Genomic DNA, 25,330 nt, shown 5'->3' with positions numbered 1-25,330 from the left:
GGTCGTGCCACGCCAATGACGCCAGCGCCGGTACCTCGCCGACGGCCACCCAGCCGTCGGCCCCGCCCCGCCCGATCTCGGCGGGCGTCAGCGAGGCCCGGTAGCGGGCGTGTTCGAGCGGGACCACGTCACACCCGCGGTACCGCGTGCAGCAACGCGCGCGTGTAGTCGTGGGAGGGGGTGAGCAGGACTTGTTCGACCGGGCCTTGTTCCACGATTCTCCCCTGGTGCATCACCGCGACCCGGTCGGCGATCTGCCACGCCAGCCCTAGGTCGTGCGTGATGATCAATGATGCAAGGCCCAGTTCGCGGCGCAACCGGAGCAGCAGGGCCACGATCTCCCCGCGCACCGAGGCATCCAGGGAGGCGACGGGCTCGTCGGCCACCAGCAGGCGGGGCTGCAGCACCAGTGCCCCGGCGATCACCACGCGCTGCTGCTGGCCCCCGGACAGCTCGTGTGGCAGCGACTCCACATACAGGCTCGCCGGCCGCAGCTCCGCACGCTCCACAGCGGCCGTGACCAGCGATTCCTCGTCCTCGCGCAGGCCGTGCACGCGCAGGCCCTCCGCGACGGCGTCGAAGACGGTGTGGCGGGGGTTCAGGGCGCTGGCGGGATCCTGGAGCACGAGCTGCACCTGGCGCCGGAACGCCTTGAGCGCCTTGCCGGTGCGGGGCACCTCCACACCGTCGAAGATCACCCGACCGGAGGACGGCACCCGCAGCCCCATTATGGTGCGGGCCAGTGTCGTTTTGCCGGAGCCGGACTGCCCGACCAGCGCCACGATCTCGCCCCGCCCGACCGTCAGGTCCACCCCGTCCACCGCGCGCGTCCGGCCGTAGTCCACCACCAGCTCCCGCACCCGCAGCAACGGCTCCGTGGGCTCGGCGGGCTCGGCCCAGCGGTGCGCCGGGTCGCCGATCACCGGGAACGCCGCCGTCAGCGCCGCGGTGTGCGGGTGCCGCGGGTTCGCGATCACCTCCCGCGTGCGGCCGCGCTCGACCAGCTGTCCCTGGTGCATCACCGCCAGGTCCTCACACGTCTCGGCGAGCACCGACAGGTCGTGGCTGATCATCAGCAACCCGAGGTCCTGCTCGGCGACCAGCCGCTTCACCACGGCCAGCACCTGCGCCTGCACCACGACGTCCAGCGCCGTCGTCGGCTCGTCCGCGATCACCAGCCGCGGCCCGCACGCCAGCGCCATCGCGATCATCACCCGCTGCTTCTGCCCGCCCGACAGCTCGTGCGGATACGCCCGCGCCTTCTCGCGCGGCAGCTCCACCTGCTCCAGCAGCTCCGCCACACTGCCGTCCGTGCCGTGCAGGCGCATCGGTTCGGCGATCTGCTCACCGACGCGCCGCACCGGGTTGAGCGAATGCATCGCGCCCTGGAACACGACCGACGCCGACGCCCACCGCACCGCCCGCAACCGGCCCCACGACATCGTCCGCACGTCGTCGCCGTCGAGCAGGATCTCGCCCTCGACCCGCGCGGTCCTGGGCAGCAGCCGCAGCACCGACATGGCCACCGTCGACTTGCCCGACCCCGACTCGCCGGCCAGCCCCAGCGTCTGACCGGGCGCGAGGGTCAGGCTCACGTCGTCGACGACGCGCCTGTGCCCGTAGTGGACGGTGAGGTTGTTCAACTCCAGCATGCGTTCACCTCTTCGGCGTCACGACGGCTTCGAGGGCACGCCCGACGAGCGTGAACGCCAGCACGACCACCACGATCGCGAGACCCGGCGGTAGCAGGAACCACCACGCCCCCTGCGGCACCGCCCCGTGCAGCTGCGCCTGGTGCAGCATCGCGCCCCACGAGATCCGCGTCGGATCACCCAGCCCGAGAAACGCCAGCGTCGACTCCGCCACGATCGCCGACGCCACCGCGAGTGTCGCGTTGACCAGCACCAGCGGCACCACCGACGGCAGCACGTGCCGGCCGATCACGTGCACGTGGCCGCCCCCGAGCGCCCGCGCCCGCTCCACGAACGGGCGGGCCTCGATCGTCAGCGTCTGCGCGCGCACCATCCGCGCCGTGGACGGCCAGCTCGTCAGGCCGATCGCCAGGATGATCGTGCCCAGGCCGCGCGGCAGCACCGTGGACAGCGCGATCGCCAGCACCAGCGCCGGCAGCACCAGGAAGAAGTCCGTCACCCGCAGCAACGCCCCCGCCAGCAGACCACCGAAATGCGCGCTGAGGATGCCGACGAGCGTGCCGATGCCGACCGCGAGCACCGCCGCGGTCAGCCCGACGAACAACGACGTGCCCGCGCCCTGCAGCACCAGCAGGGCCACCGACCGTCCGGTGTGGTCGGTGCCCAGCCAGTGCCCGGCGTCCGGTGCCTGCCACGGGGCCGCCGTCACGCGGGTGACGTCCAGCGCGTCGGCGGGGATCAGCAGCGGCGCGACCACCGCGACCAGTGCCGCCACGACGAGGACCACGGCGCCGGCGATGCCCGGCCTGCCGAACCTGCTCATACGACCTTCACCCGTGGATCCAGGACCCCGTGCAGCAGGTCGGCGGCCAGATTCATCACCACGACCGCGCCCGCCGTCACGACCAGCAGCCCCTGCAGCAGGAAGTAGTCCGGCCCGGTCAGCGCGTCGTAGAACAGCAGCCCCAGACCCGGCCAGGAGAACACCGTCTCCGTCGTGATCGCCCCGCTCACCACCAGCCCGAACCGCAGGAACACCAGCGTGATCGCCGGCAGCATCGCGTTCGGCACCGCGTGGCGGCGGCGCACCAGGTCGTCACGCAGACCCTTCGCGCGCGCCGTCGTCAGATACGGGGCATGCATCTCCTCCAGCAACGACGACCGCATCACCAGCATGTACTCCGCGCACACCACCGCGACCAGCGTGATCGACGGCAGCACCAGGTGGTGGCCGACGTCGAGGGCCTGGGACAGGAAGTCCGGCGCCGTGTCGGTGTCGCGCATGCCCCGCGACGGGAACAGATCCCCCGTCGCCATCATCAGCAGCATCCCGAGCCAGAACGTCGGCACCGCCCACAACGTCAGCGACACCCCCGTCGTTGCCCGGTCGAACACCGAGTCACGACGCCACGCCGCCCGCACCCCGAGCCACAACCCCAGCCCCACCGCGATCAGCGTGGACGTGCCGACCAGCAGCAGCGTCGGCCCCAGGCGTTCCGCGATCACCTCCGCCACCGGGCGCCGGAACGTGAACGAGGTGCCCAGATCGCCCTGCAGCAGCGAGGTGAAGTAACTCCAGAACTGCTCGTGCAGCGGACGGTCCAAGCCGAACTGCGCCCGCAGCTGGGCCTGCATCGCCTCCGTCGTCGGACGGCCCCGCGTCATCGAGACCACCGGGTCGCCGGGCACCACCCGGAACAGGAAGAAGCCCAGCACCGCCACCATCAGCAGGCTGAGCGCGGCACCACCGAACCGACCGGCCAGACGCACTTACTCGCGCTCCTCTGCCGTGGCGTTGCGCCGGCGGACCATCACGACCACCGCCAGCACGAAAACCGCGATCACCGCGCCGCCGATCGCGAGGAGGGCCCACCTGCCGCCCGGCACCAGCGCGGCCCGTTCGGCACGCTCGGCCGGTTCGGCGCGGTAGTAGCCCCACATGCCGTTCTGCGCCATGATCACGCCACCCTGCGCGGGCTGGGTGGTGAACCGGCTGAAGTGGTCGGAACGGTAGGCCTCCAGCGCGTTGTCGTAGGCGAGCACCACCGCGGGCACCTGGTCGTAGAAGCGGGCCTGCATCTGCTTCACGATCCGCACCCGCTCGCCCTCGTCGAACTCCGAGAGCTGCCGGGCGTAGAGCTCGTCGTAGGTCTCGTCGCAGAAGTAGGCGTCGGTGGTGCCGCCCTTGCCGTCCGCGCCCGGCCGTTGCGCGCAGGTGTGCAGACCGAGGATGAAGTCCGGGTCGATGTTGCTCGCCCAGCCCGAGAACGCCAGGTCGTACGTGGCGGCGGTGGTCGCCTCGTTGAGCTGGTTGTCCGACACCAGCCGCACGTCCAGCGGGATGCCGATGTCGCTCATCGACCGCTTCAGGTACTCGCTGGCCTGCTCGTCGTAGGCCCGGCCGGCGCGGCCGATCAGCCGCAGCGGGAAGCGGGTGCCGTCGGCCTTGCGGGGGAACCCGGCGGCGTCGAGTGCCGCGTTGGCCGCGGCCGGGTCGAACTCGCGCCGCTCGGACTCGCCGGGCTGCCAGTGCCACTTGCCGAACACCGGCGGCACCAGGCCCGAGCCCTTCTCCGCGTAGCCGAGGCTGACCCGCTGCACCAGCGCGTCGAGGTCGATGGCCTGCGCGATCGCCCGGCGCACCCGCACGTCGGTCAGCGCCGGGGCGCCGTCGCCGATCGGCTCGCCGGTGCGGGTCCGCGCGCCGGGGTTGATCAGCAGCTCGGTGAAGCGGCGGCCCTGCGCCTTGTTGCGCGTGACGCCCTCCTCACCCGCGAGCGAGTCGAACTGGGCCGGCGCCATCCGGTTGACCAGGTCGACCTCGCCGTTGCCCAGCGCCCGCACCGCGGCGTCGGAGTTCTGGAAGTACACGAAGTGCAGCTCGTCGTACTTCGCCGGGCCGCGCCAGTAGTCCTTGTTGGCCTTGAGCTTGATGAACTGGCCCGGCACGTGTTCGGTGAGCACGAACGGGCCCGAGCCGACGACCGGCATCTCGTCGTTGGCGTAGTCCTTGATGCTGCCGACCTTCTCCCACACGTGCCGGGGCACGATCGGGATGTCCAGCGCCAGCATCGTCACCTGGGGCGTCTTGGTCGTGATGACCACGGTCCGGTCGTCGGTCGCGGTGACGTCGCGGAAGTTCGCGACGAAGCTGCCGTTCGCGGTGCGCGCGACCTCGTTGGTCAGCATCAGGTTGTAGGTGAACGCGACGTCGTGTGCCGTGATCGGCATCCCGTCGGACCACCTCTTGCCCTCGGGGACGGTGAACGTCCAGGTCAGCTTGTCGGCCGAGGGAGCCCATCTGCTCGCGATGCCCTCGGTCACGCTCTGGTCCTCGGCCGTGTACGCCGTCAGGTAGTCGTACATCAACCGGCCGATCTCGGTGCTCGACTGGAACACCGCGAGGAACGGGTTCAGCGAGTCGATCTGCTGGACGATCGCGACCTTGAGGATCACCGGCCCCTGCGCGCTCGCCGGAGGAGCCGACAGCCCCACAGTTGTTGCTATCGCAAGCAACGCACACAACTTCACCCGCACGAAAACCCCTCTTCCCAGCAGCCCACCGCTAACCTACCGAGATGTGCGGATCATGATCTCGGCGGACATGGAAGGCGCCACGGGAATCACCTGGACCGGCGACGTCGTCCCCGGTACCGAGCAGTGGCAACGGTTCCGGCGCCTGTTCACCGGCGACGTCAACGCGTGCGTGGCCGGCCTGGTCGCCGGCGGCGCGCGGCAGGTGCTGGTCAACGAGGCCCACTCCTCGCAGCGCAACCTCCTGCTCGAGGACCTCCACACCTCGGCGCGGATGCTCACCGGCCGGCACAAGCCGCTGTCGATGATGCAGGGCATCGACTCCGAAGTGGACGGTGTGGTCTTCCTCGGCTACCACACCGCCGCGGGCACACGCGGCGTGCTCGCGCACACCTACCTGGAGAACTCCATCACCGGCGTGTGGCTCGACGGCGTGCTCGCCTCCGAAGGACGCCTCAACGCCGCACTGGCCGCCGAGTACGGCGTCCCGGTGCTGCTCGTCACCGGTGATGATCTGACGTGCGCCGACGCCACCACCTACGCCCCCTCCGCGCAGACCGTGGCGGTCAAGGACTGTGTCTCGCGGTACGCGGCCGTGTGCCTGCCACCCGCCGTGACGTCCGCACAGATCACCGAAGCGTCGACTGCCGCGATGGCGGCCGCGGGCCGGGTCGCGGGCGTGGTCGCCGCACACCGCATCGAGGTCGAGTTCGACGCCACGCACCTGGCCGAGGCCGCCGCCGTCGTACCGACCGTCGACCTCGTCGGCGAGCGGCGGGTCGGGTTCGACGCCGCGTCGATGACCGAGGCGATGAAGGCCTTCAAAGTCGTCACCCACGTCGCGGCCGGGGCGATCGAGGGCATCTACGGCTGACCGTAGGGTGTCGGCATGACGCTGGACGTGGCGCGGCTGTGCGCGCAACTGATCCGCTTCGACACGACCAACCACGGCGGCGGTGACTCCGCGGGCGAACGCGAGGCCGCCGAACACGTGGCCGCGGTCCTTCAGGACAACGGCGTGCCGCCCACGTTGCTCGAACCGGCGCCGCGCCGCACCAACGTCCTGGCCCGCGTCCACGGCACCGACCCGTCACTGCCCGCCGTGCTGGTCCAGTCGCACCTCGACGTCGTGCCCGCCGACCCGGCCGAGTGGACCGTCGACCCGTTCGCCGGCGAGATCCGCGACGGCTACGTGCACGGCCGCGGCGCGGTCGACATGAAGGACATGGCCGCCATGACCCTGGCCGTGATCAACCGCTGGCACACCGAGGGCCGCCGCCCGCGCCGCGACGTCGTGCTGGCGTTCGTCGCCGACGAGGAGGACCAGGGCGCCTACGGAGCCCATTGGCTCGTCGAGCACCACGCCGCCCACTTCGCCGGCGTGCAGGCCGCGATCAGCGAGTCCGGCGGGTTCTCCTACGACGTCGACGGCGTGCGGCTGTACCCGATCGGCACCGCCGAACGCGGCACCTCGCACATGAAGCTCACCGCCACCGGCCGCGCCGGGCACGGATCACGCCGCAACGACCAGAACGCCGTGACCGCGTTGCTCACCTCACTGGCCCGGATCGCCGCCCACCAGCACCCCGTACGCCTGACCCCGACAGTCGAGGCGTTCCTCGTCGGCGCGGGCAAAGCCCTCGGGGTCGAGGTCGACCTCGACGACGTCGACGGCACCATCGCGCGCCTCGGCCCCGCCGCCAAGCTCGTGGAGAACACCGTCCGCTGCTCCACCACACCGACGATGCTGCAGGCCGGCTACAAGGTCAACGTCATCCCCGGCACCGCCACCGCCCAACTCGACGTGCGCACCCTGCCCGGCACCGCCGACGAGCTCGAAGCCACCATCGACTCGCTGCTCGCCCCCGGCGTCACCCGCGAGTTCCTCGAACACCAGCCCCCGGTCGAAGCCCCCATCGACACCCCGTGGTTCGCCGCGATGACCGAAGCCCTGCGCGACGAGGACCCCACCGCCGCCGTCGTGCCGTACTGCCTGGGCGGCGGCACCGACGCCAAGGCGTTCAGCCGGCTCGGCATCCACTGCTACGGCTTCTCACCGCTGCAGCTGCCCGTCGGCTTCGACTACCGCGCCATGGCCCACGGCGTCGACGAACGCGTCCCCGTCGCCGGCCTGGAGTTCGGGGTGCGCGTCCTGGACCGCTTCCTGTCGAGCTGACCTCTGTTCGACGAGCTCCCGCGCCGCGCTGGGCTGTATGGCGGCAGATCTCCCGGCGCGTTGCGTCAGGGGCGTCCGGGGGCATCAGCCGATCCTCCGGACGATCGCGTCAGCGGGGCGGCAACGGCAGCGGCACGGCGGGAAGCCCGTCGATGCTCTCGATGTTGTAGGGCTTCTTGTTGGTGTACTCGCGGAACTCCTCGTCGGACTTGCGGCCGAAGTAGTCCGCGTGCAACTCCCGCTCCGAGCGGTAGTCCATGAACGGCACCGCGAACCCGCACGTGTCGCTGATCAGCTCCGCGCTCACCACGATCACCGCCCGCAACGCCGGCCCGTCCGCCTCGCCGAACCCCGCCACCAGCTCACCGAACCGCGGGTCGTCGCGGAACACGGCCTCACCGCGGCCGTGGACGCGCACGATGTTCGGCGGCCCGTCGAACGCACACCACATCAACGTGATGCGGCCGTTCTCCCGCAGATGCGCGATCGTCTCGGCATGACTGCCGCCGAAGTCGAGGTAGGCCACCGTGCGGTCGTCGAGGATCCGCAGCGTGCCCTCACGGCCCTTGGGCGAGAGGTTCACGTGCCCGTCGCCCGCCAGCGGGGCGCTGGCCACGAAGAACACCTTCTGGTTCTCGATGAACTCCCACAGCCGCGGCTCGATGCGCTCGTATTCCTTACCCATGCTCAGCAGTATTGATCGTTCCGAGGCCCCTGTCAGCCGCGATTCCCACGGGCTGAGTCACACCCCAGCGCACGGCGCACCTCGGCCGAGCCACTCATCTCGAACGCGCGCCCTGCCGTACCTGCACCCCATCCGCACCCCGATCACGACGGGACCCCACGCCTGGGCGCTCAGGCCTGGCCCGACAAGTCACACCCCGCCCGAAGCCTGCCGTGCCGCCTGCTCCACCCGCTCCCGGTACGCCGCCCAGTCCTGCTCGGGAAGGTTCGACATCCCCGTCCGCAGACCGGCCTCACCGTCGAGGCCCTCGCGCAGGATGTCCATGTGACCGGCGTGCCGGTTCGTCTCCGCGATCATGTGGACCAGCAACAGGTGCAACGTCACGTACTTGCGCTCCTCCGGCCACCACGGCACCACGCCCGGCGCGTCCAGCGGCAGCTCCGCGATCACCGTGTCGGCGAACCGGGTCACGCGCGTGTAGAGCGACACGATGTCCTCGCGCGACTCCTCCGCCGTGGCGAACATGTCCGCGTTCGGGTCGTCGTCGAGCTGGTCCAGCCACGGCAGCTTCTCACCGAACGAACGGCCCAGGCAGCCGCCGAAGTACTCCTGCTCGGTGCTCGCGAGGTGCTTGACCAGGCCCAGCAGGTTCGTGGCGGTCGGGGTCAACGGACGACGCACGTCGTACTCGGAGAGCCCGTCGAGCTTCCAGAGCACGGTCTCCCTGGCGGCTTTGAGATAGCGGTGCAGATCGGCTTTCGGGTCTGAGGCCATGGCGGTCAGCCTCGCAGAACCCGGTCCGCGGCGTCCGCGATTTTCTCCAGCCGGGCACGGTGCTCCGCCCACCAGGACGCCGGCTCCGGCGGCATGTTCGCGTTGCCGTCCTGCATGCCGACCGCGCCGTCGACCAGTTCCCGCACCACGTCCGCGTGCCCGGCGTGGCGGTGCAGCTCGGTCGACACCTGGACCAGGACCTGCCGCAGCGTCACCTCACGACGGCCTTCCGGCCACCACGTCACCAACCCCGGCGCGTCCAGCGGCATGGCGGCGATCGTGGCGTCGGCGAACGAGCGCACCTCCGCGTAGAAGGCCACGACCGACTCTCGTGACTCGTCGAGCTCGGCGTACATGTCCGACGCCGGTAACGCCTCCGCCGTCGACCACAGTGGAGGGTCGGGGAACGGCCGGCCGAACACGCGGCCGAAGTAGTTCAGCTCCACCCCGGCCGCGTGCTTCACCAGCCCCAGCAGGTTCGTGCCCGTCGGCGTCATCGGCCGGCGCACGTCGTACTCCGAGAGGCCCTCGAGCTTCCACAGCAACGCCGAGCGCGCCAAGTCCAGGTACCGAGTGCTTTCTCGTCCACACCGAGCAGCGTCTCAGACAGCACCGACAATCCTGAGCACCAGCAGGTCCAGGTGATCCACCACCGGTCCGGTCTCGACGGCGGCGGCCTCCAGCAGGCGTTGCCGGCCCGCCTCGAACTCCTGTGTGGACAACGACCGCAGCTTCCCGGCGCAGCGTCGAGGCCTTGTCCGCCAACGACGACGTGGTCACCTGGGGCACCGCGAACCCCAGACCCTCCGCCACCACGGACACGTCCGGAAACCATGACCCGAACGCCCGCACGAACAACCCGGTCCCGGCGCCCAGATCCAGAACCGTGCGGCCCGGCAGGAAGTACGGCGCCACCGCGGCACGCCACGCCGGCAACCCCGGCAACGAGATCTCCCGGGCCACCCGGTACGAGGCGGCCTCCACAGCGTCGTAGCGCGTCATCGGACCAGCCAAGCCATGACCAGCCAAGCCCATACGGATGGCGGGATGACAGTGACCCTTAACACGGACTACACAAGGCGGAGCCATGTCCTGCCGTGGTACGAAAGGGTTGCCCTGCATGCGAAAGAGCCATCTCAGACCCCTGATCGGGGTCACCGTCGCCGCGAGCGTCGTGTTCGCGATGGGAGGCGTGCCCACCGGCGCGGCCCCAGGCGCTCCGGAAACGTCGACGAACTACCAGGTCAGCAACGTTCGCACCGCTGAACAGCGCACCAAGCTCGCCAAGTCCGGTGCCGCGATCGACTCGGTCGAAGAACACGGCATCGTCGTGGTCACCGCCACCGAACGCGAGGCCAAGAGCCTGCGGGCCCAGGGCTTCGAGGTCACCGAGCTGCCCAAGCGGATGGAGGAGAACTCGGCGATCGGCCCGTTCGACTTCCCCGCCGCGGACTCGAACTACCACAACTACGCCGAGATGACCGCCAAGATCAACCAGGCCGTCGCGGCGTACCCGAACCTGATCTCGAAGCAGGTCATCGGCAAGTCCTACGAGAACCGCGACATCGTGGCGCTCAAGATCAGCGACAACGTCGGCGTCGACGAGAACGAGCCGGAGGTGCTGTTCACGCACCACCAGCACGCCCGTGAGCACCTCACCGTCGAGATGGCGCTGTACCTGATCAACCAGTTCACGACCCAGTACGCGACCGACGCGCGGATCAAGGGCCTGCTCGACACCCGCGAGGTCTGGATCATCCCGGACGTCAACCCCGACGGCGGCGAGTACGACATCGCCACCGGCAGCTACCGGTCGTGGCGCAAGAACCGGCAGCCGAACGCCGGTTCCAGCAACGTCGGCACCGACCTCAACCGCAACTGGGGCTACAAGTGGGGCTGCTGCGGCGGTTCCTCGGGCAGCACCGGCTCGGAGACCTACCGCGGGCCGAGCGCGGAGTCCGCGCCCGAGGTGAAGGTCGTGGCCGACTTCGTGCGCGGCCGCAACGTCGGCGGCAAGCAGCAGATCACCGCGTCCATCGACTTCCACACCTACAGCGAGCTCATCCTGTGGCCGTGGGGCTGGACCTACGACGACGTCGCACCGGGCCTGACCCAGGACCAGCGCGACACGTTCGCCACCATCGGCCGGCAGATGGCCGCCAGCAACAACTACACGCCCGAGCAGTCCAGCGACCTGTACATCACCGACGGGTCGATCCCTGACTGGCTGTGGGGCACGCAGGGCATTTTCGCCTACACCTTCGAGATGTACCCCGGCAGCGCCGGCGGTGGCGGCTTCTACCCGCCCGACGAGGTGATCCCGGCGCAGACCTCCCGTAACAAGGAGGCCGTGCTGCAGCTGCTCGAACGCGCCGACTGCCCCTACGAGGCCATCGGCAAGGAACAGCAGTACTGCGGCGTGGACCCGCCCCTGCCCGGCAAGTACTTCGAGAACGCCACGGACTTCCAGATCCGCGACAACACCACCGTCAACTCCCCGCTCGTGGTGTCCGAGGTAGCGGGCAACGCCCCGTCGACCCTCAAGGTCGCCGTGGACATCAAGCACACCTACCAGGGCGACCTGCGCGTCGAGCTCGTCGCGCCGGACGGCACCGTCTACGTCCTGCACAACCGCTCCGGCGGAAGCACGGACAACATCAACACCACCTACACCGTCAACGCCTCCAGCGAGGTCGCCAACGGCAACTGGCAGCTGAGGGTCAACGACAACGCCGCCCAGGACACCGGGTTCCTCGACAAGTGGAGCCTGCAGTTCTGAGCCGGCCCGTAGTTCCGAAGTGGTGAGCCGTCAGGGCGCCGGCGTGCCGGCGCCCTGACGCTCGTAGTCCTTCACCGCCATCGAGTCGTGCATCCGCACACCGTTGGAGTTGAGCTTGGCCAACGGCCGCACCAGCCACGACGGCAGGGAGGTCACCATCTGCATGCCCCGCGTCAACGCCCACACCCCGGCGCGGGTCGACGGGATCAGCGTCTTGGCCATCCCCAGCGCGAACGCCCTGCTGGTGTGCACGATCTCGCGCATCTCGTCCTCGTACCGCGCGAACGCCGCCTCGTGGTCCGCGCCCGCGGACAACTCCCCGGCCAGCACGTACGCGCCCAGCACCGCGAGGCTCGTGCTGCCCCCGATCGCCGGGCCAGGGCAGTAGGCCGCGTCACCGACCAGCGCCACCCGCCCGCGTGACCAGGTGTCGGTGCGCAGCTGCGTGATCGAGTCGAAGTAGAACGCCCGCTCGTCGTCGAGGTAGGACATCCACTCGTCCACCCGCGGGTGCAGCCCCGCGAACGCCTCCCGCAGCAGCTGCTTCTGCCGCGGCACGTCCCGGTGATGACAGGCGAGCTCACCCGACCGGAACAGGAACACCGCCCGCGCGTCGTCGAGGTGCCGCGCCCCGTACACCGCCGCACTGCGCCCCGGCCCGATGTGCCCGATCATCTCCCCAGGCGAGCCGATCTCGCGCGGCACGGACAACACCGCCAGGTACGCGCCCACGAACGCCTTGTCGACCTCACCGAACACCAGCCGCCGGACGTTCGAATGCAGCCCGTCCGCCCCGACGACCAGGTCGAACCGCCGCGGCGCGCCCCGGTCGAACGTCACCTCGCCGTCCTGCCCGAGGGAGGCGATCGAGTCGCCGAACACGTACTCGACGTCCGCGCGCGTCGCGTCGTGGTAGATCTCGCTCAGGTCGTCGCGCATGATCTCGACGTGCCGGTCCGAGGCGGCCGTGAAGATCTTCGTGACGTCCACGCTGATCGCCCTGCGCGTGTCCTCGCGCACCACCGTGATCCGCTCGGTCCCGGTCGCCAGCGCCTCGACGCGCCCCAGCACACCCATCTTCTCCGAGATGTCCATCGCCGGCTTGAACAGGTCGACCGCGTGCCCACCGGTCTTGCGCAGCACCGGGGACCGCTCCACCACCGTCACCTCGTGCCCGTACCGGGTCAGCCAGTAGGCGAGCACCGGGCCGGCCACACTGGCGCCCGAGACGAGAATCCGCACGTCACACCACCTTACTTAACGGTCGGTAAGCTTATCAGGCGACTGTAGCACCGCGACTTACCGACTGTTAAGTAGGATTCGGCCCGTGGCCAAGTCCGACACCAAGCAGCGGATCATGCAGACCGCGCGGGAGCTGTTCGCCAGCAAGGGCGTGCAGCAGACCAGCCTGCAGGAGATCGCCGACCGCCTCGGCATCACCAAACCCGCGCTCTACTACCACTTCGCCTCACGCGAAGAGCTCATCCGCAGCATCGTCACCCCGCTGCTCGACGATGGCGAAACGTTCCTCACCCGCATGGAGGACCGCGCCGAGGTCGCGCCGCGGGAGCTGGTCGAGGGCTTCTTCGACTTCCACCACCGCCACCGCAAGGACATGTTGCTGCTGCTCACCGAGCTCACCACACTCGCGGAGCTCGGCCTGATCGACATCGTGCTGTCCTGGCGCGCCCGCCTCACCCGGCTCGTGTTCGGGCCCGCGGCGACGCTGGAACAGCAGGCGCGGGCGGTGCTGGCGTTCGGCGGGATGCAGGACTGCACCATGCAGTTCCCCGACGCCCCGCTCGACGACCTGCGCGCCGCCACCGTCACCGCCGCCTGCGCCGCACTGGGGATCGAGGACCACCGCGCCCAGTGACCTCGACCGGCCGCGAGAGTGACCGGTTCAGGCGCTCGCCGCCGAGTCCTTCTCCGCCTCCGCCACGACCTCCCGCTCCACCTCGCGGTTCGCGCGGTACTCCTTGATCGAGTACGCCAGCGCCGCCGCCCACACCACGTAGATCAGCCCGTAGATCGGCCACCTCACCGCGTCACTCGCGTCGATCCAGTCGCTGCGCAGCAACGTGCGGGTGTTGGTCAGGATGATGACGCCGCCCACCGCGGAGCCCAGCACCCGCGGCGGGATGTGCCGCACCAGCCACGCCGCGACCGGAGCCGCGATGAGCCCGCCGGCGAGCAGCGCGAGCACCCACGAGTAGTTCACGCCCTCCGAGCCGATACCGACGATGAACCCGATGCTCGCCGCCACCGCCACGAGGAACTCGCTGGTGTCGATCGACCCGATCGTCTTGCGCGGCTCCAACCGGCCGCTGGCGAGGATCGCGGGCGTGCCGACCGGTCCCCAGCCGCCGCCACCGGTCGAGTCCACGAACCCCGCGACCAGACCCAGCGGGGCGAGGAACCTCTTGCGCAGCGGCTTGCCCAGGTTGGTGCGCGGCAACCCGAACGTCGTGAACCGGATCAGCACGTACAGGCCGAGTGCGAGCAGCACCAGCGACATCACCGGCGCCGCGACCTCCGTCGACAGGCTCGACAGGAACGTCGCACCGGCGAACGCGCCGACCGCGCCGGGAATGCCGATCTTCGCGACGACCTTCCAGTCGACGTTGCCGAAGCGCCAGTGCGAGAACCCGGACGCCAGCGTCGTGCCGATCTCCGCGAGGTGCACCGTCGCCGACGCCGCCGCCGGGTTCGTGCCGATCGCCAGCAGCAGGGTCGTCGACGTCACGCCGTAAGCCATGCCGAGGCTGCCGTCGACGAGCTGCGCGCCGAGGCCCACCAAGGCCAGGAGGATCAGTTGTCTCACGGGGTGGCTCCAAGGTCCATCAGGTCAGTGGAGTCCATGATCCGCACCACACCAAGATCAACCAACGGCGACCAGATGCCGGGAAACCGTCCCCGTCCGACATTTCCGGCGGCCGGGAAAGTTACTGCGGCAGCACGATCCCAGACGTCCCGCGCCGCTCTAGGATCTCGCGCACCAGATGAGAATCCGCTCTCGAAAGCGGACTCGCCCGCCGCGCACGCGAGGTAGGGTCCGGACACCAAACCACCGCCGGGAGAGACATGCGCGCCGTCGAGATCAGACCTGGGGTCCGGATCCGCTGGGTCGAGGTGCCGGGTGCGACACCCGCCCGCGTCTACCTGCACGGCCTGGGCGCCTCCTCCGCGCCCTACTACGCCGAGGCCGTCGCGCACCCCCTGCTCGCCGGGCGCCGCAGCCTCATGATGGACATCCTCGGCTTCGGCATCAGCGACCGCCCGAGCGGCTTCGCCTACTCGCTGGAGGGCCACGCGGACGCCCTCGCGGTGGCGCTGGCCAAGATCGGGCTGCGGCGCAACGAGATCATCGGCCACAGCATGGGCGGCGCCGTCGCCATCGTGCTCGCCGCACGCCACCCCGAGATGGTGCGCTCACTCGTCCTCGTCGACCCCCACATCGACCCCGCCACACCCTCGCTCGGCGCCCCCGGCAGCCGCGGCATCGCCGCCTACGGCGAGGCGGACTTCCTCAACCACGGATTCGACCGCGTGCTGCGCGACGTCGGCCCCCACTGGGCCGCCACCATGCGCATGGCCGGCCGCGAAGCCCTCTACCGCAGCGCCGTCGACCTCGTGCGCGGCACCTCACCGACGATGCGCAAACTGTTGCTGGAACTGGAGATCCCGCGCGTCCTGCTGCACCCCGAGGACGCCCCGCCCACCGGCGGACGCGAGCTCACCGCCTCCGGTGTCCAGCTCGTCTCCGTACCGCACACCGGCCACAACATCATGATCGACAACGTCGAGGGCTTCGCCCGCGCGGTCGCCCAGCAGCGACTGACCGTCTAGCCGATCGTCCCGGCCGCGGCGAGCCGTCCTCCCGGCCCGCCGCCGCGCCGATTCGCTTCCCGGGCAAGAGCACGCCGGGTGGCCGGTTGGTGCCAGTCACGGGTCACGGCGCCACCGGATGCGGTCAACTTGGGCTGCGTCGCCGCGCCTGCCGCGACACGATCAACCCAGGAGGAGCTGATGAACGGACCCATCGGACAGGCTCAGCGGCATCGGCCGAGTCGCGTCCCGTTCGCCCTGGCCGTGACCTTCGCGCTCCTGCTCAGCCTGTTCACGCTGCTGGCCGCTGCGGGCCTGTTCGACCTCGACGACGCCCAGGCCGGCACCTTCGGCGTCGCGCTCAGGATCGTGCTCGCCATCGTCGGCCTGTGCTGCCTCGCCGGCGCGGTGCTGATGGTGCAGTCGTGGCCCGCGGGCTGGATCCTGACCGCGGTGGGCGGCGGACTCACCCTGCTCCTTCCCATGCTGATCCTCCCGGCCGCCATGGTGACTCCGGTGGACTCGGCCGCCGGCATCCGGCAGGCCGGAGGCTTGCTGGTGCTGCTGGTGACGATCCTGTTCGGCCTGCTCACGATGGTGCAGAGCCTGCGCCGCGACACCCGCGACACCGTCGCCCAGCGTCGTGCCCAGCGGTGACCGCGAGCCGGGTCAGCGGCGCCGGGCGGGCTTCGCGTTCCAGTGCGCCGGCCGGGTCAGCGCGGCCGGCAGTACCGTCCGCGCGTCGCCGCGGGCGGCGTTGACCTGCGGCTGAGTCAGGAACAGGCACGTGCTGAGGTCCGCACCCGACAGGTCCGCGCCGCGCAGGTCGGCACCGATCATGTCCGCTCGCGACAGGTCGGAGTTCGTGAGGTCCGCGCCGATCAGGTACGCGCCGCGGAAGTCCGCGCCGGCGAGGTTCCTGTTCCGCAGCCGCGCGCCGATCAGGTCCGCGCCCCGGTAGGACTTCGCGCTGGTCCGCAGCCGTTCGCTGGTGCGCAGCAGCAGGACGTTGACCTTGGCCCGGACCTCGGCGACGTCGAGCGCCAGGATGGCGTCCGGCTCGGCCGTGGTGTGCCGCTCGACCTCGGCGTAGGCCGCGGTAAGGTCGTCGTGCGGGTCGAGGCGACGGGCTTCGGCGAGGTACCAGAGCAGTTCGTGCAACTGCCGGACCACCGGGAACACCGCGAGCATCTTCTGCCGTTCGCCGGTACGCCAGTCGTTGCCCTGGAACACGGTCTGCGAGACCCGCTGACCGGCGCCGAAGCAGTCGTAGACCGTGCAGCCGGAGTATCCCTTCTGCCGCAGCTGGTCGTGGATGCCACAGCTGTGGTCGGCAAGAAGGTTGCGGCAGGGCGTGCCGGCGTCCTTGGTGGCCGCGAAGTCCGCCGACTTGGCGAACGGCAGCGCGACGCAGCACAACCCGAAGCAGTTGGCGCAGTCGCCTTTCAGCTCGTCCATCACCGGACAGCCTACTTCGCCCGCGTGGGGCTCCCGCCGCGCAGGCGCACCTCCGCGGTGACGGCCACCGCGTCGTCCGGGCGCGTGCCCCGGTCGCGGTAGCGGAACAGCAGGCGCTGGATCGAGGCACCGATCTCCGCCATCTCCTGCGGCGTCACGTGCACGACCGCGGTGAACGACTCCTCCGTGGTGGCGGGCTCACCGGCCGCCTCCCACCGCAGCTGCCACGGCCGCGCCTTGCCGCCCTGGTGCGGCGCCTCCTCGATCAGTCCCAGCTCGGCGAGCCGGCGCAGGTGAAACGAGCACAGCCCGGAGCTCTCCCCGAGCCGGGCGGCGGCCTGGGTGGAGGTCAGCGTGCCGTGCTCGGCCAGCAGGTCCAGCAACGCGATGCGCACCGGATGGTCGGGAAGCGGGCGTCGGGCCATGACGCGCACCCTACCGGCAACTTTGCAAAGGCTGCTACTTTGCAAAGCATGCCCGAGATCCACCGCGGAACACCGCGCCGCATCACCGTCGTCGGCGAGGAGGTCCTGACCCGCCGCTGCCGCGAGGTCACCGAGTTCGGCACGCCGGAGCTCACCCGGCTCATCGACGACATGTTCGCCACCAACCACGTCGCCGAGGGCGCCGCCATCGCCGCGAACCAGGTCGGCGTCGACCTGCAGCTGTTCGTGTGGGACATGAGCGACGAGTGGGGAGTCCACCACACGGGCCACATCCTCAACCCCGTGCTCGACGACCTGCCCGCGGAGAGCCGCCGGCTCCTGGAAGAACCGGAAGGCTGCCTGTCCGTGCCGGGCCCCTACCGCGTGGTCGCCCGCCCCGACCGCGCCGTCGTGCGCGGCCAGGACAAGGACGGCAACCCGATCGTCGTCGAGGGCTGGGGCTACTTCGCCCGCTGCCTGCAGCACGAGACCGACCACCTGCACGGAAGGCTCTACCTCGACCGCCTCACCCAGCGCGAACGCAAGTCCGCGCTGCGCGAGATGGCCGCCGTTCAGGACGAGGTCTTCGCCCGCCGCGCCGCCCGCAGCTCCTCAGCAGCCTCGTCCAGCTGACGCTCCGCGCGCTCAGCCCGCGTCAACGTCTGAGCGCGCGCGTCCTCCACCACCGCGAGCGTCTGCCGCACCGCCGCCACCTGCTCGGCGCCCTCGTGCCTGACCTGCGCGAGCCGCGTCTCGAACTCGCCGCGGGAACGCTCCAGCTCCGCACGGGCGTCCGCGGCGGCCTGCTCGGCCCGTTCCGCCCGCACCACCGCCTGGTCCCGCGCCTTCGCGGCCCTCCCGACGGTCTCCGCAGCCTCACCGCGCGCCTGCTCGGCCGCGTCAACGGCGGCCACCGCCTCAGCCTTGGCTCGCTCAGCCACCTTGTGAGCCTCCGCACGGGCGCGTTCGACCTCGGCCCGCGCGTCGGCGCGAGCCTGCTCGATCTCCTTGGCCGCCTGCCGCCGCGCCTGCTCGGCGTGCTTCACCGCGTCGGCCTTCGCCTGCTCCGCCGCCTCGTGCGCGAGACGTACCTTCTCGTCCGCCTCGGCCCGGATCTCCTCGATCAGGGCAGCCGCCTGCGTCCGGACCGCCGCGATCTCCGCATCGGCCCGCTCGCCGGCAGCCCGTGCCGCCTCCCGAGCCTCGTCCCGCTCACTCAACGCGGTGTCAGCGGCATCGTCGGCTTCCTCGGCCGCCCGCACCGCCTGCTCGGTCGTCTCCTCAGCCGCCTTACGCGCCTGCTCAGCGTCGTGCCGGCGCCGTTCCGCCGCCGCCAGCTCCGCCTGCGCCTCCGCGACCCGCCGCGCGGCCTCCGCCTCAGCGGCCTGCACCAGGCTCTCCGCGACGCTCGGGTCCGCCATCGCGTTCAACTCGCCGACGGCCCGCCCCAGCGTCTGCGTCATCTGCTCGGACAGGACCCGGAAGCGGTCGAGAAGCTCTTCGGCCCTGATCTTGGCGGTACCGGAGACCCTCGGGAGATTCGTCACGGTGACGACCTCCAGGTTTTGCTCGGGGTTCTCCGCCAGCCGCTGCCGCTCCCTCCATGCCCGCCAGCGCGTGTGCTCGGGCAGGTCGCAGTACTCCGAGGGCCTGCCGGGCCCGCCACCTCGAAAAACGGGGCGCTCACAGCCGGGGAAGTTGCAGCTCGTCTCCACCGGCATATCGTAGCAGAATTACGTGTGCAGTTACGTTATACAACGCAACGCTACCCAATTGGGCGGGATAATTCTGGCCGCCGATAAGTGAACCTTATCGGCGGCCAGAATTCCGAGTGACCGGTCCTTCACCACAGGTAGCCCAGCAACCTGCTGACCGCGTCCACCACCTCGATCAGGACGAGGCCGATCTGGAGCAGGACGAAGCCGATCTGCAACACGACGATGGACTGCGACTGTCGGCGGGGCTTGCGGGTGTGCTTGCTCAACGTGGTCACCTCTCTGCGCGTCGGTCGGTGATCACAGGACACCCGGACATGGGCTGACCTGGTAAGTCCTCGCAGTTCCTCCCGAGCGGAGGAAGAGTTCCGGCCCCGGACCCGGAATACTCGATCGCCATGTATGACGGTCCGTTGGACGACGTGGCGATCAACGTGCGGAAGAAGAGCGGCAGGTTGCGAACCGGCCTGAAGCTGGCCAACAGCCCGGTGACGCGGGCGTGCCTCGAAAGCGGCCGGCGATTAGCCGAGCGAGAACTGCTGGGCTTCGCGAGCGAGGAGCACCTGTACCGCCTGCTGGACACGCTGACGCAGAAGAACATCGCTCACGAGGCGGAGCTGATCTTTCAAGAGGCGCAGCACGACGAACCCCTCGCCCGCGCGCTGTTCGGAACGCCGCCCTACTGGAAGAAAGCCAAAACCAGGCCCTCGGTCGGCACCATGAAGGATCGGTGGCCCAATCTCACTCTCTACATGGGCGACCTGGTCCGGTACGTGCTGCGGGAGCGCTACTCACTGACCGAGGGGATGCTCGACGAAACGACACGTGCCGAGCTGCGCGAGACGGCAACCTTCAGCGCCGCGGTGGAGAAGGTCGCCTACGAGGACATGAAGATCCTGTACGCCGACGAGACCTCGGCGCGGTTCCAGTACCTGGTGACCGGCCTGGCCGACTTCCACGAGCAGATCAGGGAGGCGCTTGCCGGCGTGTACAAGCACTCCTTCGACTACTGGCGCAAGGTGTACGCGGAGATCCTCGAGGCGCGCGGCGTGTCGCTGCGGCCAGGGATCTCCCTCGACGAGTTGACGATGATGCTGACCGGGATGGCCCAAGGGCTCAGCCTGCGCCACATCGGAGCCGCCGGCGGCAAGGTGATCGATCACGCCAACCGGCGCTCCGTGCTGGGGAAAGCCACCCAGATCCTGATCGCCGGTGCCATCGACCCGGGAGACGGCCGAGACGTCGGGGACGTCGTCGACGAGCTGATGGCCGTGCGGGTCCGACCCGACGAGGACCGCGGGAAGCCAGGACTGCTTCGTTCCTGGATCGGACGACTCAGGCATGGGCGGCCCTGACCGGCGCCGGTCCGGCAATCCCGGAGGCAGAAGGACTTAGCCAGGGAAGAACTGGATCCGAGCCGCGTCGCCGTAGGGCACGACCACGGTGCCAGGCGTGCCGTTCCAGTGCGCGGGGACCAGGAACAGGCGACCACCGGCGGCGATCAGCACGTGCAGTCCGCGGTAGCGGTACCGGAACGTCTGGCCTTCGGACGCGGGCAACGCGGTCTCGGTCACGCCCGGCAGCGTCAGGTACAGCCTTTCCTTGGTGTCCAACACGACTGCCGGACGGGTGTGCAGCGCGGCAGCGACCTGGTTGGCACGCCCACGGCCGTAGGCGGCCGCGAAGCTGTTGGTCGCCCAGAAGAGGCCGAGCGTGGCGATCCCGACCAGAACGACCATCAGCACGGCCGGCATTTTGCCCGTTCCGCGAAGGGTCCACACGCCATACGCCGCGATCGGCAGTCCAAGGCCGAACGTCAGCGGCGTGATCCCGGGGAACTCGTCCCTCGCGATCGCGATCGACAGCACCCCGATGGTGCCGCGGACGAACATCGACGCCCCGACGAGGAAGATCACGATCGCCAGGACACGGCCAACCAGGGAACGGCCGGCGGCCAGGACGCGCCGAACGCCTCGGTGCGTCGCCCAGCCCGCGACCGTCAACACCAGCAGTACCGCGATCGCCGGAAAGATCACCTCGGTGCCGAGCAGAAGGAATTCCGTGGTCGTGAGGTTCAACGTCGAGAGGTCGACACCAAAGTGCAGGTAGCGCGCCAAAGTGGCCACATAGCCGAAGTAGAAAAGCAGCGCGGTGGCCAGCGTGGTCGGTGCGGCCACACCGGCGAACGTCTCGAGCCGCTTGCCGAGACCAGGTTTTGTTACGTGGTCGCCGTCGGCCGAGTTGTCGTCGGCTGACTTGTCGGGCATCGGTAGTTCGGATTTGGCGGGCACGATGTCATCTCGGCTGTGAGGACCTTGGTTGTCCATGTCCACGTGACCAGCACCGGCTTCGCTTCGCTCGGTGTCACCTTCTTTTCGGCGAGCCTCCCGCACGGCGTCCCCTCGAGTGATCGGCACCACGCCTCGGCGGTGACTTTGACCGCGACCTCGAATCGCGTGCCGCGGAATGGTTTCGCCAGCTCGCCGAATACACACCCGCCGGGCGCTGCCGCGTCGCTCATCGGCTGCAGCGTGCGGCCCAAACAGCCTGACACGAAGGTTCCCCACACGCAGTGGGAAGGCGGTGTGGCCTCGATCGTGAACGGGGAACGCCCGGACGTGACGTTGGCCAACTGGATGTTGACGATGGTCAGCGGCACTCGTGACGTGTTCTGCACGGCCCTGTTGATCAGATAGTGGCACAGCCGCGTCTCGTGGCCTTCCCACACCACGAAATACGGCCAGTTGGTACTCGGTGAGTACGAGTCCATTGTCGGACCTGAGATCTCGATCGCCCTGCCCGACTGCTTTGTCGGCGTCGGCACAGGCCTATCGGTGGTGGGCTCGGGGAGAACGCTACTGCCCGTTGGTTCGGGCGCGGGCGTGGTGAAGGTCGTCGATTCGGTGGTGGTACCGCTGGCCGTCGTCGTGGCACGCTGATCATTCGCAGCACCTGAGCAGCCTGCTATCAGCACCATCATCATGGCTAACATCATTCGAAACATGAGTCCCACCCGTCGCAGGCCCAACAATCCATTATCGACCTCTCGACCGTCAGGTGTGACCCCTCTAATCGGGTGGTGAAGTCGGACGGGAGGCGACCTCCCGTGGTCGACGGTGTGGATCCCACCGCCCACTCCGAGTTGTCGTGCTGGAACAAGTTTCGCGGTGCTCGTTCGGCTGCACTCTGAGGCGCATCAGCAACGCACGAGGAGGCACAGATGGCGCAGTCGGCAGAGCGGTCCGGGACGGATCTGGCCGAGATCGGCGCCCGTCCGATCCCCGAGTTCGACGGCGTCCACGACGTGTGGCCGCGAGGCGAGCGGCTGGCCGCGGTGCGACGGGCCGCGGCCGCGTACAAGGTGCGTTTCAAGGCGCAGGGCCAGGTGCGTGCGGTGAAGTCGGTGGACATCGCGGCGGCGCCGTACCCGGTCACCTACGCTTTTCACGGCGCGGTGTCGGTGCCCACGCTGCCACTGATCTCGATGATCAACCGGATGGTCGTCGTCCAGTACGACGACTGGGACGGTGTCCCACGCACGCTGGTGTTCGAGCCCACGGTCCCGGACGGCTCCGCGGAGGCGCCGTTCTACCGGAACCTCCAGAGGGTCATGGCGAAGCTCCCCGGCGGGCACCTGCTGGAGAAGGTCGTTCTCCGGTACTACAACGAGCCCGGCGACGTGCTCGCGAAAGTCGGCCTGACCGCCGGCGACATCGACTTCTGCACCTTCGACCACCTGCACGTGCAGGATCCGCGGATGATCCTCGGCTCCACCGAGGTCATCGAGGGAGAGAGCGAACCGCGCCGGCCGCTGTTCGGCGACGCCAGGATGCTCGTGCACCGCCGCGAGCTCGCCACTCTGCAGTCGCTGCACCCCATGCAGTGGGCCTGGTACGTCGAGGGCGGACTTGGCGGCGTCGACCCGGCGAAGTTCGTGACGTTCGACGGCGACATCGAACTCGGCCCCGGCATCGCGCTGCTGTGGACTCCCGGCCACACCGACGGCAACCACTCGCTGGTGATCAACACGCCCGACGGCGTCTGGGTCTCGTCGGAGAACGGGATCTCCCTGGACAACTGGCAGCCGGAACTGTCGAAGATCCCCGGAGTGCGCGGGTACCACGAGCGGTTCGGCCGCGAGATCTGCCCGAACGCCAACACCCTCGAGGACTCGCTGGACCAGTACGACTCGATGGTCAAGGAGAAGACGCTGGCCGACCCCTGCAGGCGGGACCCTCGCTGGCTGCAGATCCTGCCGTCGACCGAGCTCGCCCCGTGGAAGCGGTTCTGGCCCGTCGTCCCCACCTACGCCCACGGCGGCATCGCCTACGGCGAGATCAAGGCGGGGCTGCGATGACCCGCTCCCCCGCCGGTGCCGTCGCCACCGGCGCCGGCCGCGGTCTGGGCAGGCAGATCGCCCGGCTCCTCGTCGCCCGCGGCCACCAGGTCCTCGTCACCGACCTGGACGCGGACTCCGCCCGCGCCACGGCCGACGAGCTCGGCAGCGCCGCCACCGCCTTGGCCGTCGACGTCCGCGACCCGGCCCAGCTCGACGCGGCCCGCGACACGGTCATCACCCGGGCCGGGCGGCTGGACGTGTGGGTGAACAACGCCGGCGTGCTGATCACCGGCCCGGCCTGGGAACAGGACCCCGCGGCCCGGCGACTGATGATCGAGGTCAACACCCTGGGCACGGTCAACGGCACCGTCGCCGCGATCAACGCCATGCGCGACAGCGGCGGCCACGTGGTCAACATCGTCTCCCTCGCCGGCCTCACCGCCGTGGCCGGCGAAGCGGTCTACGCGGCGTCCAAGCACGCCGCGATCGGCTTCAGCCTCAGCACGATGGCCGATCTGAAGGTGGCCGGCATCAGCGGCATCGACATCTCCTGCGTGTGCCCGGACGGCATCTGGACGCCGATGCTGCACGACAAGCTGGACGATCCGGCCTCGGCCCTGTCCTTCTCCGGAAAGCTGCTCCAGCCGGAAGACGTCGTCGACGCGGTCAGGAAAGTTCTCGACAAGCCCCGCCTGGTCACCACGATTCCCCGCCGACGAGGGCTCGTGGCCCGGCTCGCGGATCTCGCGCCCCGGCTGGGTCTGGCCGCCGTGCCGCTCGTGGTCGCCCAGGGCCGCCGCACCCAGAGGCGACTGCTGGCAGGCGACGGGCCGGGCCGATCGGCCTGAAGCCCGGTGCTCTACCCACCGGACCGGCGCAGCTCGCGTGGACTCATCCCGAACCAACGCCGTACGGCGTGGCTCAGTGACGACTGCTCGGTGAAGGCCACGAGGGTGGCGACCTGACCGAGCGGCAGGTCCGTGCCGGTGATGAAGCGATGGGCAGCGTCCCGGCGCACGGCGTCCAGAACGGTCTCGAACGACGTCCCCTCACGGGCCAGTTGCCGCTGCAGGGTCCGCGGATGCGTGGCCAGCAGCCGCGCGACAGCCATGATGGACGGGACGGACGTGCCGAGGGTTTCGGCGATGGCGAGCCTGACTCGTGCCGGGACGGCGCCGGTCGAGTCGGGGTAGTGGGTGACCAGGTGGTCGAGGGCGATCCTGCGGATCGTCTCGTTCGTGGTCCTGAACTGCTCGTCGAGGACGTGCCGCTCGACACACAGAGCGCCGGCCGGTGCCCCGAACCTCACCTCGCAGCCGAAGAAGTCCAGGTACCGCCGCACCGGGGACACGGGCACGTGCGGAAACTCCACCGAGCGCAGGCCCCTGATGTCGCCGAGCAGCGCCACCGAGACGCGGTGGAACAGACCGAGTCCCAGTTCCATGGCCTGCGGGGAGTACAGCGACTCGCGCAGGTCCTTGTGATACGTCAGCGCGACCACGCCCCGGCGGCCGTGAGGGTCGGGACGGACGTCGATGGTGAGGGCGGGGCTGTGCACGAACATGAACCTCGACACGCACCACAACGCTTCGGCCACCGTCGACGAGGACTCGACCGCGACCGCGAGCGGTCCCAGGACGCCCAGGTCCTGCCGCTCGGCGAGCCGCAGGCCGAAGTCGGGACAGCCCAGCGCGTCGGACGCGGCGTCGATCATCCGGTCGTGGGCGGTGATCGAGATCAGCTCGTCGTCGGACTCCAGGGACGAGCGGGGGATGCCGAACCGGGTGAGCAGCGCGTCGGGGTCACCGCCCAGCTCCGCGACCAACGGCACGAACCCGCGCAGACTCGCCGTGCGGATCATCGGCCCCATGCGCTGCAGGATAGAGGAGCTCGGACCAGCCACTACGCGTTGAGACAGCACACGTCCCGACTGATTTGGGCCAGATACGCCTTGAAAAACTGGGA

Annotated in this window: 27 protein-coding genes; 11 read left to right on the top strand and 16 right to left on the bottom strand. The window is 69.8% G+C overall.

Annotated elements, in window-relative coordinates; all coding sequences use genetic code 11:
* Positions 1 to 128: 128 nt before the first annotated feature.
* From nikE to ACRSBM_RS17920, 4 genes are read right to left on the bottom strand one after another with little or no spacing between them, the layout of a single operon-like run.
* A complete protein-coding gene (nikE, locus tag ACRSBM_RS17935; protein ID WP_434444633.1) occupies positions 129 to 1,652 on the bottom strand; it encodes a nickel ABC transporter ATP-binding protein NikE in 1,524 nt (507 codons plus the stop codon).
* A gap of 4 nt (positions 1,653 to 1,656) precedes the next feature.
* Positions 1,657 to 2,475, bottom strand: coding sequence for an ABC transporter permease (locus ACRSBM_RS17930; RefSeq protein ID WP_434444631.1), 819 nt, complete (start codon positions 2,473 to 2,475; stop codon positions 1,657 to 1,659).
* Positions 2,472 to 3,422, bottom strand: a complete 951-nt coding sequence (locus ACRSBM_RS17925; protein ID WP_434444629.1) for an ABC transporter permease — start codon at positions 3,420 to 3,422, stop codon at positions 2,472 to 2,474. The genes ACRSBM_RS17930 and ACRSBM_RS17925 overlap by 4 nt, the downstream gene beginning before the upstream one ends.
* A complete protein-coding gene (locus ACRSBM_RS17920; protein WP_434444628.1) occupies positions 3,423 to 5,108 on the bottom strand; it encodes an ABC transporter substrate-binding protein in 1,686 nt (561 codons plus the stop codon).
* 124 nt (positions 5,109 to 5,232) lie between these two features.
* On the opposite strand from ACRSBM_RS17920, the gene ACRSBM_RS17915 reads away from it, so the two are divergent.
* On the top strand, positions 5,233 to 6,060 hold the full coding sequence (locus ACRSBM_RS17915; protein ID WP_434444627.1) for a M55 family metallopeptidase: 828 nt from the start codon (positions 5,233 to 5,235) through the stop codon (positions 6,058 to 6,060).
* A gap of 15 nt (positions 6,061 to 6,075) precedes the next feature.
* On the top strand, positions 6,076 to 7,362 hold the full coding sequence (locus ACRSBM_RS17910; protein WP_434444626.1) for a M20/M25/M40 family metallo-hydrolase: 1,287 nt from the start codon (positions 6,076 to 6,078) through the stop codon (positions 7,360 to 7,362).
* Positions 7,363 to 7,471: 109 nt separating this feature from the next.
* On the opposite strand, the gene ACRSBM_RS17905 is transcribed toward ACRSBM_RS17910, so the two are convergent.
* From ACRSBM_RS17905 to ACRSBM_RS17895, 3 genes are all read right to left on the bottom strand, one after another.
* Complete coding sequence (locus tag ACRSBM_RS17905; RefSeq protein ID WP_434444624.1) at positions 7,472 to 8,047, bottom strand: pyridoxamine 5'-phosphate oxidase family protein; 576 nt, start codon at positions 8,045 to 8,047, stop codon at positions 7,472 to 7,474.
* Between the two features lie 189 nt (positions 8,048 to 8,236).
* On the bottom strand, positions 8,237 to 8,821 hold the full coding sequence (locus tag ACRSBM_RS17900; protein ID WP_434444623.1) for a DinB family protein: 585 nt from the start codon (positions 8,819 to 8,821) through the stop codon (positions 8,237 to 8,239).
* A gap of 5 nt (positions 8,822 to 8,826) precedes the next feature.
* On the bottom strand, positions 8,827 to 9,381 hold the full coding sequence (locus tag ACRSBM_RS17895; RefSeq protein WP_434444622.1) for a DinB family protein: 555 nt from the start codon (positions 9,379 to 9,381) through the stop codon (positions 8,827 to 8,829).
* A gap of 194 nt (positions 9,382 to 9,575) precedes the next feature.
* On the opposite strand from ACRSBM_RS17895, the gene ACRSBM_RS17890 reads away from it, so the two are divergent.
* Entirely contained in the window at positions 9,576 to 9,815 is a 240-nt protein-coding gene (locus tag ACRSBM_RS17890) for a hypothetical protein (protein WP_434444621.1), read from the top strand.
* A 126-nt stretch (positions 9,816 to 9,941) separates the two neighbouring features.
* Complete coding sequence (locus ACRSBM_RS17885; protein WP_434444619.1) at positions 9,942 to 11,600, top strand: M14 family metallopeptidase; 1,659 nt, start codon at positions 9,942 to 9,944, stop codon at positions 11,598 to 11,600.
* 30 nt (positions 11,601 to 11,630) lie between these two features.
* On the opposite strand, the gene ACRSBM_RS17880 is transcribed toward ACRSBM_RS17885, so the two are convergent.
* Positions 11,631 to 12,842 carry an FAD-dependent monooxygenase gene (locus tag ACRSBM_RS17880; RefSeq protein WP_434444617.1) on the bottom strand — a complete coding sequence of 404 codons (1,212 nt, stop codon included), beginning with the start codon at positions 12,840 to 12,842 and terminating at the stop codon, positions 11,631 to 11,633.
* Positions 12,843 to 12,927: 85 nt separating this feature from the next.
* Between ACRSBM_RS17880 and ACRSBM_RS17875 the strand changes: the two genes are divergently transcribed.
* Positions 12,928 to 13,476: a TetR/AcrR family transcriptional regulator gene (locus tag ACRSBM_RS17875; protein ID WP_434444616.1), complete on the top strand. Its 549-nt coding sequence runs from the start codon at positions 12,928 to 12,930 to the stop codon at positions 13,474 to 13,476.
* Positions 13,477 to 13,503: 27 nt separating this feature from the next.
* Here ACRSBM_RS17875 and ACRSBM_RS17870 read toward each other — a convergent pair whose 3' ends face one another.
* Positions 13,504 to 14,424, bottom strand: a complete 921-nt coding sequence (locus ACRSBM_RS17870) for a sulfite exporter TauE/SafE family protein (protein WP_434444614.1) — start codon at positions 14,422 to 14,424, stop codon at positions 13,504 to 13,506.
* A gap of 260 nt (positions 14,425 to 14,684) precedes the next feature.
* On the opposite strand from ACRSBM_RS17870, the gene ACRSBM_RS17865 reads away from it, so the two are divergent.
* Both ACRSBM_RS17865 and ACRSBM_RS17860 read left to right on the top strand, forming a co-directional pair.
* The gene (locus tag ACRSBM_RS17865; RefSeq protein ID WP_434444612.1) at positions 14,685 to 15,449 is read left to right on the top strand and encodes an alpha/beta fold hydrolase; all 765 of its coding nucleotides are present in this window, start codon (positions 14,685 to 14,687) and stop codon (positions 15,447 to 15,449) included.
* Between the two features lie 180 nt (positions 15,450 to 15,629).
* Complete coding sequence (locus ACRSBM_RS17860; protein ID WP_434444610.1) at positions 15,630 to 16,085, top strand: hypothetical protein; 456 nt, start codon at positions 15,630 to 15,632, stop codon at positions 16,083 to 16,085.
* Positions 16,086 to 16,097: 12 nt separating this feature from the next.
* Here the strand turns inward: ACRSBM_RS17860 and ACRSBM_RS17855 are convergent, their stop codons facing one another.
* Together ACRSBM_RS17855 and ACRSBM_RS17850 are read right to left on the bottom strand one after the other, a co-directional pair.
* The gene (locus ACRSBM_RS17855; RefSeq protein WP_434444608.1) at positions 16,098 to 16,886 is read right to left on the bottom strand and encodes a pentapeptide repeat-containing protein; all 789 of its coding nucleotides are present in this window, start codon (positions 16,884 to 16,886) and stop codon (positions 16,098 to 16,100) included.
* 11 nt (positions 16,887 to 16,897) lie between these two features.
* Positions 16,898 to 17,311: a helix-turn-helix domain-containing protein gene (locus ACRSBM_RS17850; protein WP_434444605.1), complete on the bottom strand. Its 414-nt coding sequence runs from the start codon at positions 17,309 to 17,311 to the stop codon at positions 16,898 to 16,900.
* 48 nt (positions 17,312 to 17,359) lie between these two features.
* On the opposite strand from ACRSBM_RS17850, the gene def reads away from it, so the two are divergent.
* A complete protein-coding gene (gene def, locus ACRSBM_RS17845; protein WP_434444603.1) occupies positions 17,360 to 17,944 on the top strand; it encodes a peptide deformylase in 585 nt (194 codons plus the stop codon).
* On the opposite strand, the gene ACRSBM_RS17840 is transcribed toward def, so the two are convergent.
* Positions 17,884 to 19,026: a hypothetical protein gene (locus tag ACRSBM_RS17840; protein ID WP_434444602.1), complete on the bottom strand. Its 1,143-nt coding sequence runs from the start codon at positions 19,024 to 19,026 to the stop codon at positions 17,884 to 17,886. The two genes, def and ACRSBM_RS17840, sit on opposite strands and share 61 nt — an antisense overlap.
* A gap of 128 nt (positions 19,027 to 19,154) precedes the next feature.
* Positions 19,155 to 19,295: a hypothetical protein gene (locus ACRSBM_RS17835; protein WP_434444601.1), complete on the bottom strand. Its 141-nt coding sequence runs from the start codon at positions 19,293 to 19,295 to the stop codon at positions 19,155 to 19,157.
* 129 nt (positions 19,296 to 19,424) lie between these two features.
* On the opposite strand from ACRSBM_RS17835, the gene ACRSBM_RS17830 reads away from it, so the two are divergent.
* Positions 19,425 to 20,381, top strand: a complete 957-nt coding sequence (locus ACRSBM_RS17830) for a hypothetical protein (protein ID WP_434444600.1) — start codon at positions 19,425 to 19,427, stop codon at positions 20,379 to 20,381.
* Between the two features lie 36 nt (positions 20,382 to 20,417).
* Here the strand turns inward: ACRSBM_RS17830 and ACRSBM_RS17825 are convergent, their stop codons facing one another.
* Entirely contained in the window at positions 20,418 to 21,293 is an 876-nt protein-coding gene (locus tag ACRSBM_RS17825) for a hypothetical protein (protein ID WP_434444599.1), read from the bottom strand.
* Positions 21,245 to 22,009 (bottom strand): hypothetical protein, encoded by a 765-nt coding sequence (locus ACRSBM_RS17820; RefSeq protein WP_434444596.1) that lies wholly within the window; start codon positions 22,007 to 22,009, stop codon positions 21,245 to 21,247. Before ACRSBM_RS17820 ends, ACRSBM_RS17825 begins: the two co-directional genes overlap by 49 nt.
* Before the next feature lie 237 nt (positions 22,010 to 22,246).
* Between ACRSBM_RS17820 and ACRSBM_RS17815 the strand changes: the two genes are divergently transcribed.
* Both ACRSBM_RS17815 and ACRSBM_RS17810 read left to right on the top strand, forming a co-directional pair.
* Positions 22,247 to 23,383 carry a hypothetical protein gene (locus tag ACRSBM_RS17815; protein ID WP_434444594.1) on the top strand — a complete coding sequence of 379 codons (1,137 nt, stop codon included), beginning with the start codon at positions 22,247 to 22,249 and terminating at the stop codon, positions 23,381 to 23,383.
* The gene (locus tag ACRSBM_RS17810) at positions 23,380 to 24,213 is read left to right on the top strand and encodes an SDR family oxidoreductase (RefSeq protein ID WP_434444592.1); all 834 of its coding nucleotides are present in this window, start codon (positions 23,380 to 23,382) and stop codon (positions 24,211 to 24,213) included. Before ACRSBM_RS17815 ends, ACRSBM_RS17810 begins: the two co-directional genes overlap by 4 nt.
* Before the next feature lie 11 nt (positions 24,214 to 24,224).
* Here ACRSBM_RS17810 and ACRSBM_RS17805 read toward each other — a convergent pair whose 3' ends face one another.
* Positions 24,225 to 25,235 (bottom strand): AraC family transcriptional regulator, encoded by a 1,011-nt coding sequence (locus tag ACRSBM_RS17805; RefSeq protein ID WP_434444590.1) that lies wholly within the window; start codon positions 25,233 to 25,235, stop codon positions 24,225 to 24,227.
* Between the last annotated feature and the right edge of the window lie 95 nt (positions 25,236 to 25,330).

This window comes from Lentzea xerophila (assembly GCF_051094245.1).
GTDB classification, from domain to species: domain Bacteria; phylum Actinomycetota; class Actinomycetes; order Mycobacteriales; family Pseudonocardiaceae; genus Lentzea; species Lentzea xerophila.
The sequence above is the reverse complement of the archived record's forward strand: the minus strand, read 5'-3'. Positions and strand labels throughout refer to the sequence as shown.

Coding starts and splice junctions, on each gene's coding strand:
- nikE (WP_434444633.1), bottom strand. CDS start 1,652: ATGCTGGAGTTGAACAACCTCACCGTCCACTACGGGCACAGGCGCGTC.
- ACRSBM_RS17930 (WP_434444631.1), bottom strand. CDS start 2,475: ATGAGCAGGTTCGGCAGGCCGGGCATCGCCGGCGCCGTGGTCCTCGTC.
- ACRSBM_RS17910 (WP_434444626.1), top strand. CDS start 6,076: ATGACGCTGGACGTGGCGCGGCTGTGCGCGCAACTGATCCGCTTCGAC.
- ACRSBM_RS17905 (WP_434444624.1), bottom strand. CDS start 8,047: ATGGGTAAGGAATACGAGCGCATCGAGCCGCGGCTGTGGGAGTTCATC.
- ACRSBM_RS17900 (WP_434444623.1), bottom strand. CDS start 8,821: ATGGCCTCAGACCCGAAAGCCGATCTGCACCGCTATCTCAAAGCCGCC.
- ACRSBM_RS17885 (WP_434444619.1), top strand. CDS start 9,942: ATGCGAAAGAGCCATCTCAGACCCCTGATCGGGGTCACCGTCGCCGCG.
- ACRSBM_RS17865 (WP_434444612.1), top strand. CDS start 14,685: ATGCGCGCCGTCGAGATCAGACCTGGGGTCCGGATCCGCTGGGTCGAG.
- ACRSBM_RS17860 (WP_434444610.1), top strand. CDS start 15,630: ATGAACGGACCCATCGGACAGGCTCAGCGGCATCGGCCGAGTCGCGTC.
- ACRSBM_RS17855 (WP_434444608.1), bottom strand. CDS start 16,886: ATGGACGAGCTGAAAGGCGACTGCGCCAACTGCTTCGGGTTGTGCTGC.
- ACRSBM_RS17850 (WP_434444605.1), bottom strand. CDS start 17,311: ATGGCCCGACGCCCGCTTCCCGACCATCCGGTGCGCATCGCGTTGCTG.
- def (WP_434444603.1), top strand. CDS start 17,360: ATGCCCGAGATCCACCGCGGAACACCGCGCCGCATCACCGTCGTCGGC.
- ACRSBM_RS17830 (WP_434444600.1), top strand. CDS start 19,425: ATGTATGACGGTCCGTTGGACGACGTGGCGATCAACGTGCGGAAGAAG.
- ACRSBM_RS17825 (WP_434444599.1), bottom strand. CDS start 21,293: ATGCCCGACAAGTCAGCCGACGACAACTCGGCCGACGGCGACCACGTA.
- ACRSBM_RS17820 (WP_434444596.1), bottom strand. CDS start 22,009: ATGATGATGGTGCTGATAGCAGGCTGCTCAGGTGCTGCGAATGATCAG.
- ACRSBM_RS17815 (WP_434444594.1), top strand. CDS start 22,247: ATGGCGCAGTCGGCAGAGCGGTCCGGGACGGATCTGGCCGAGATCGGC.
- ACRSBM_RS17810 (WP_434444592.1), top strand. CDS start 23,380: ATGACCCGCTCCCCCGCCGGTGCCGTCGCCACCGGCGCCGGCCGCGGT.
- ACRSBM_RS17805 (WP_434444590.1), bottom strand. CDS start 25,235: ATGGGGCCGATGATCCGCACGGCGAGTCTGCGCGGGTTCGTGCCGTTG.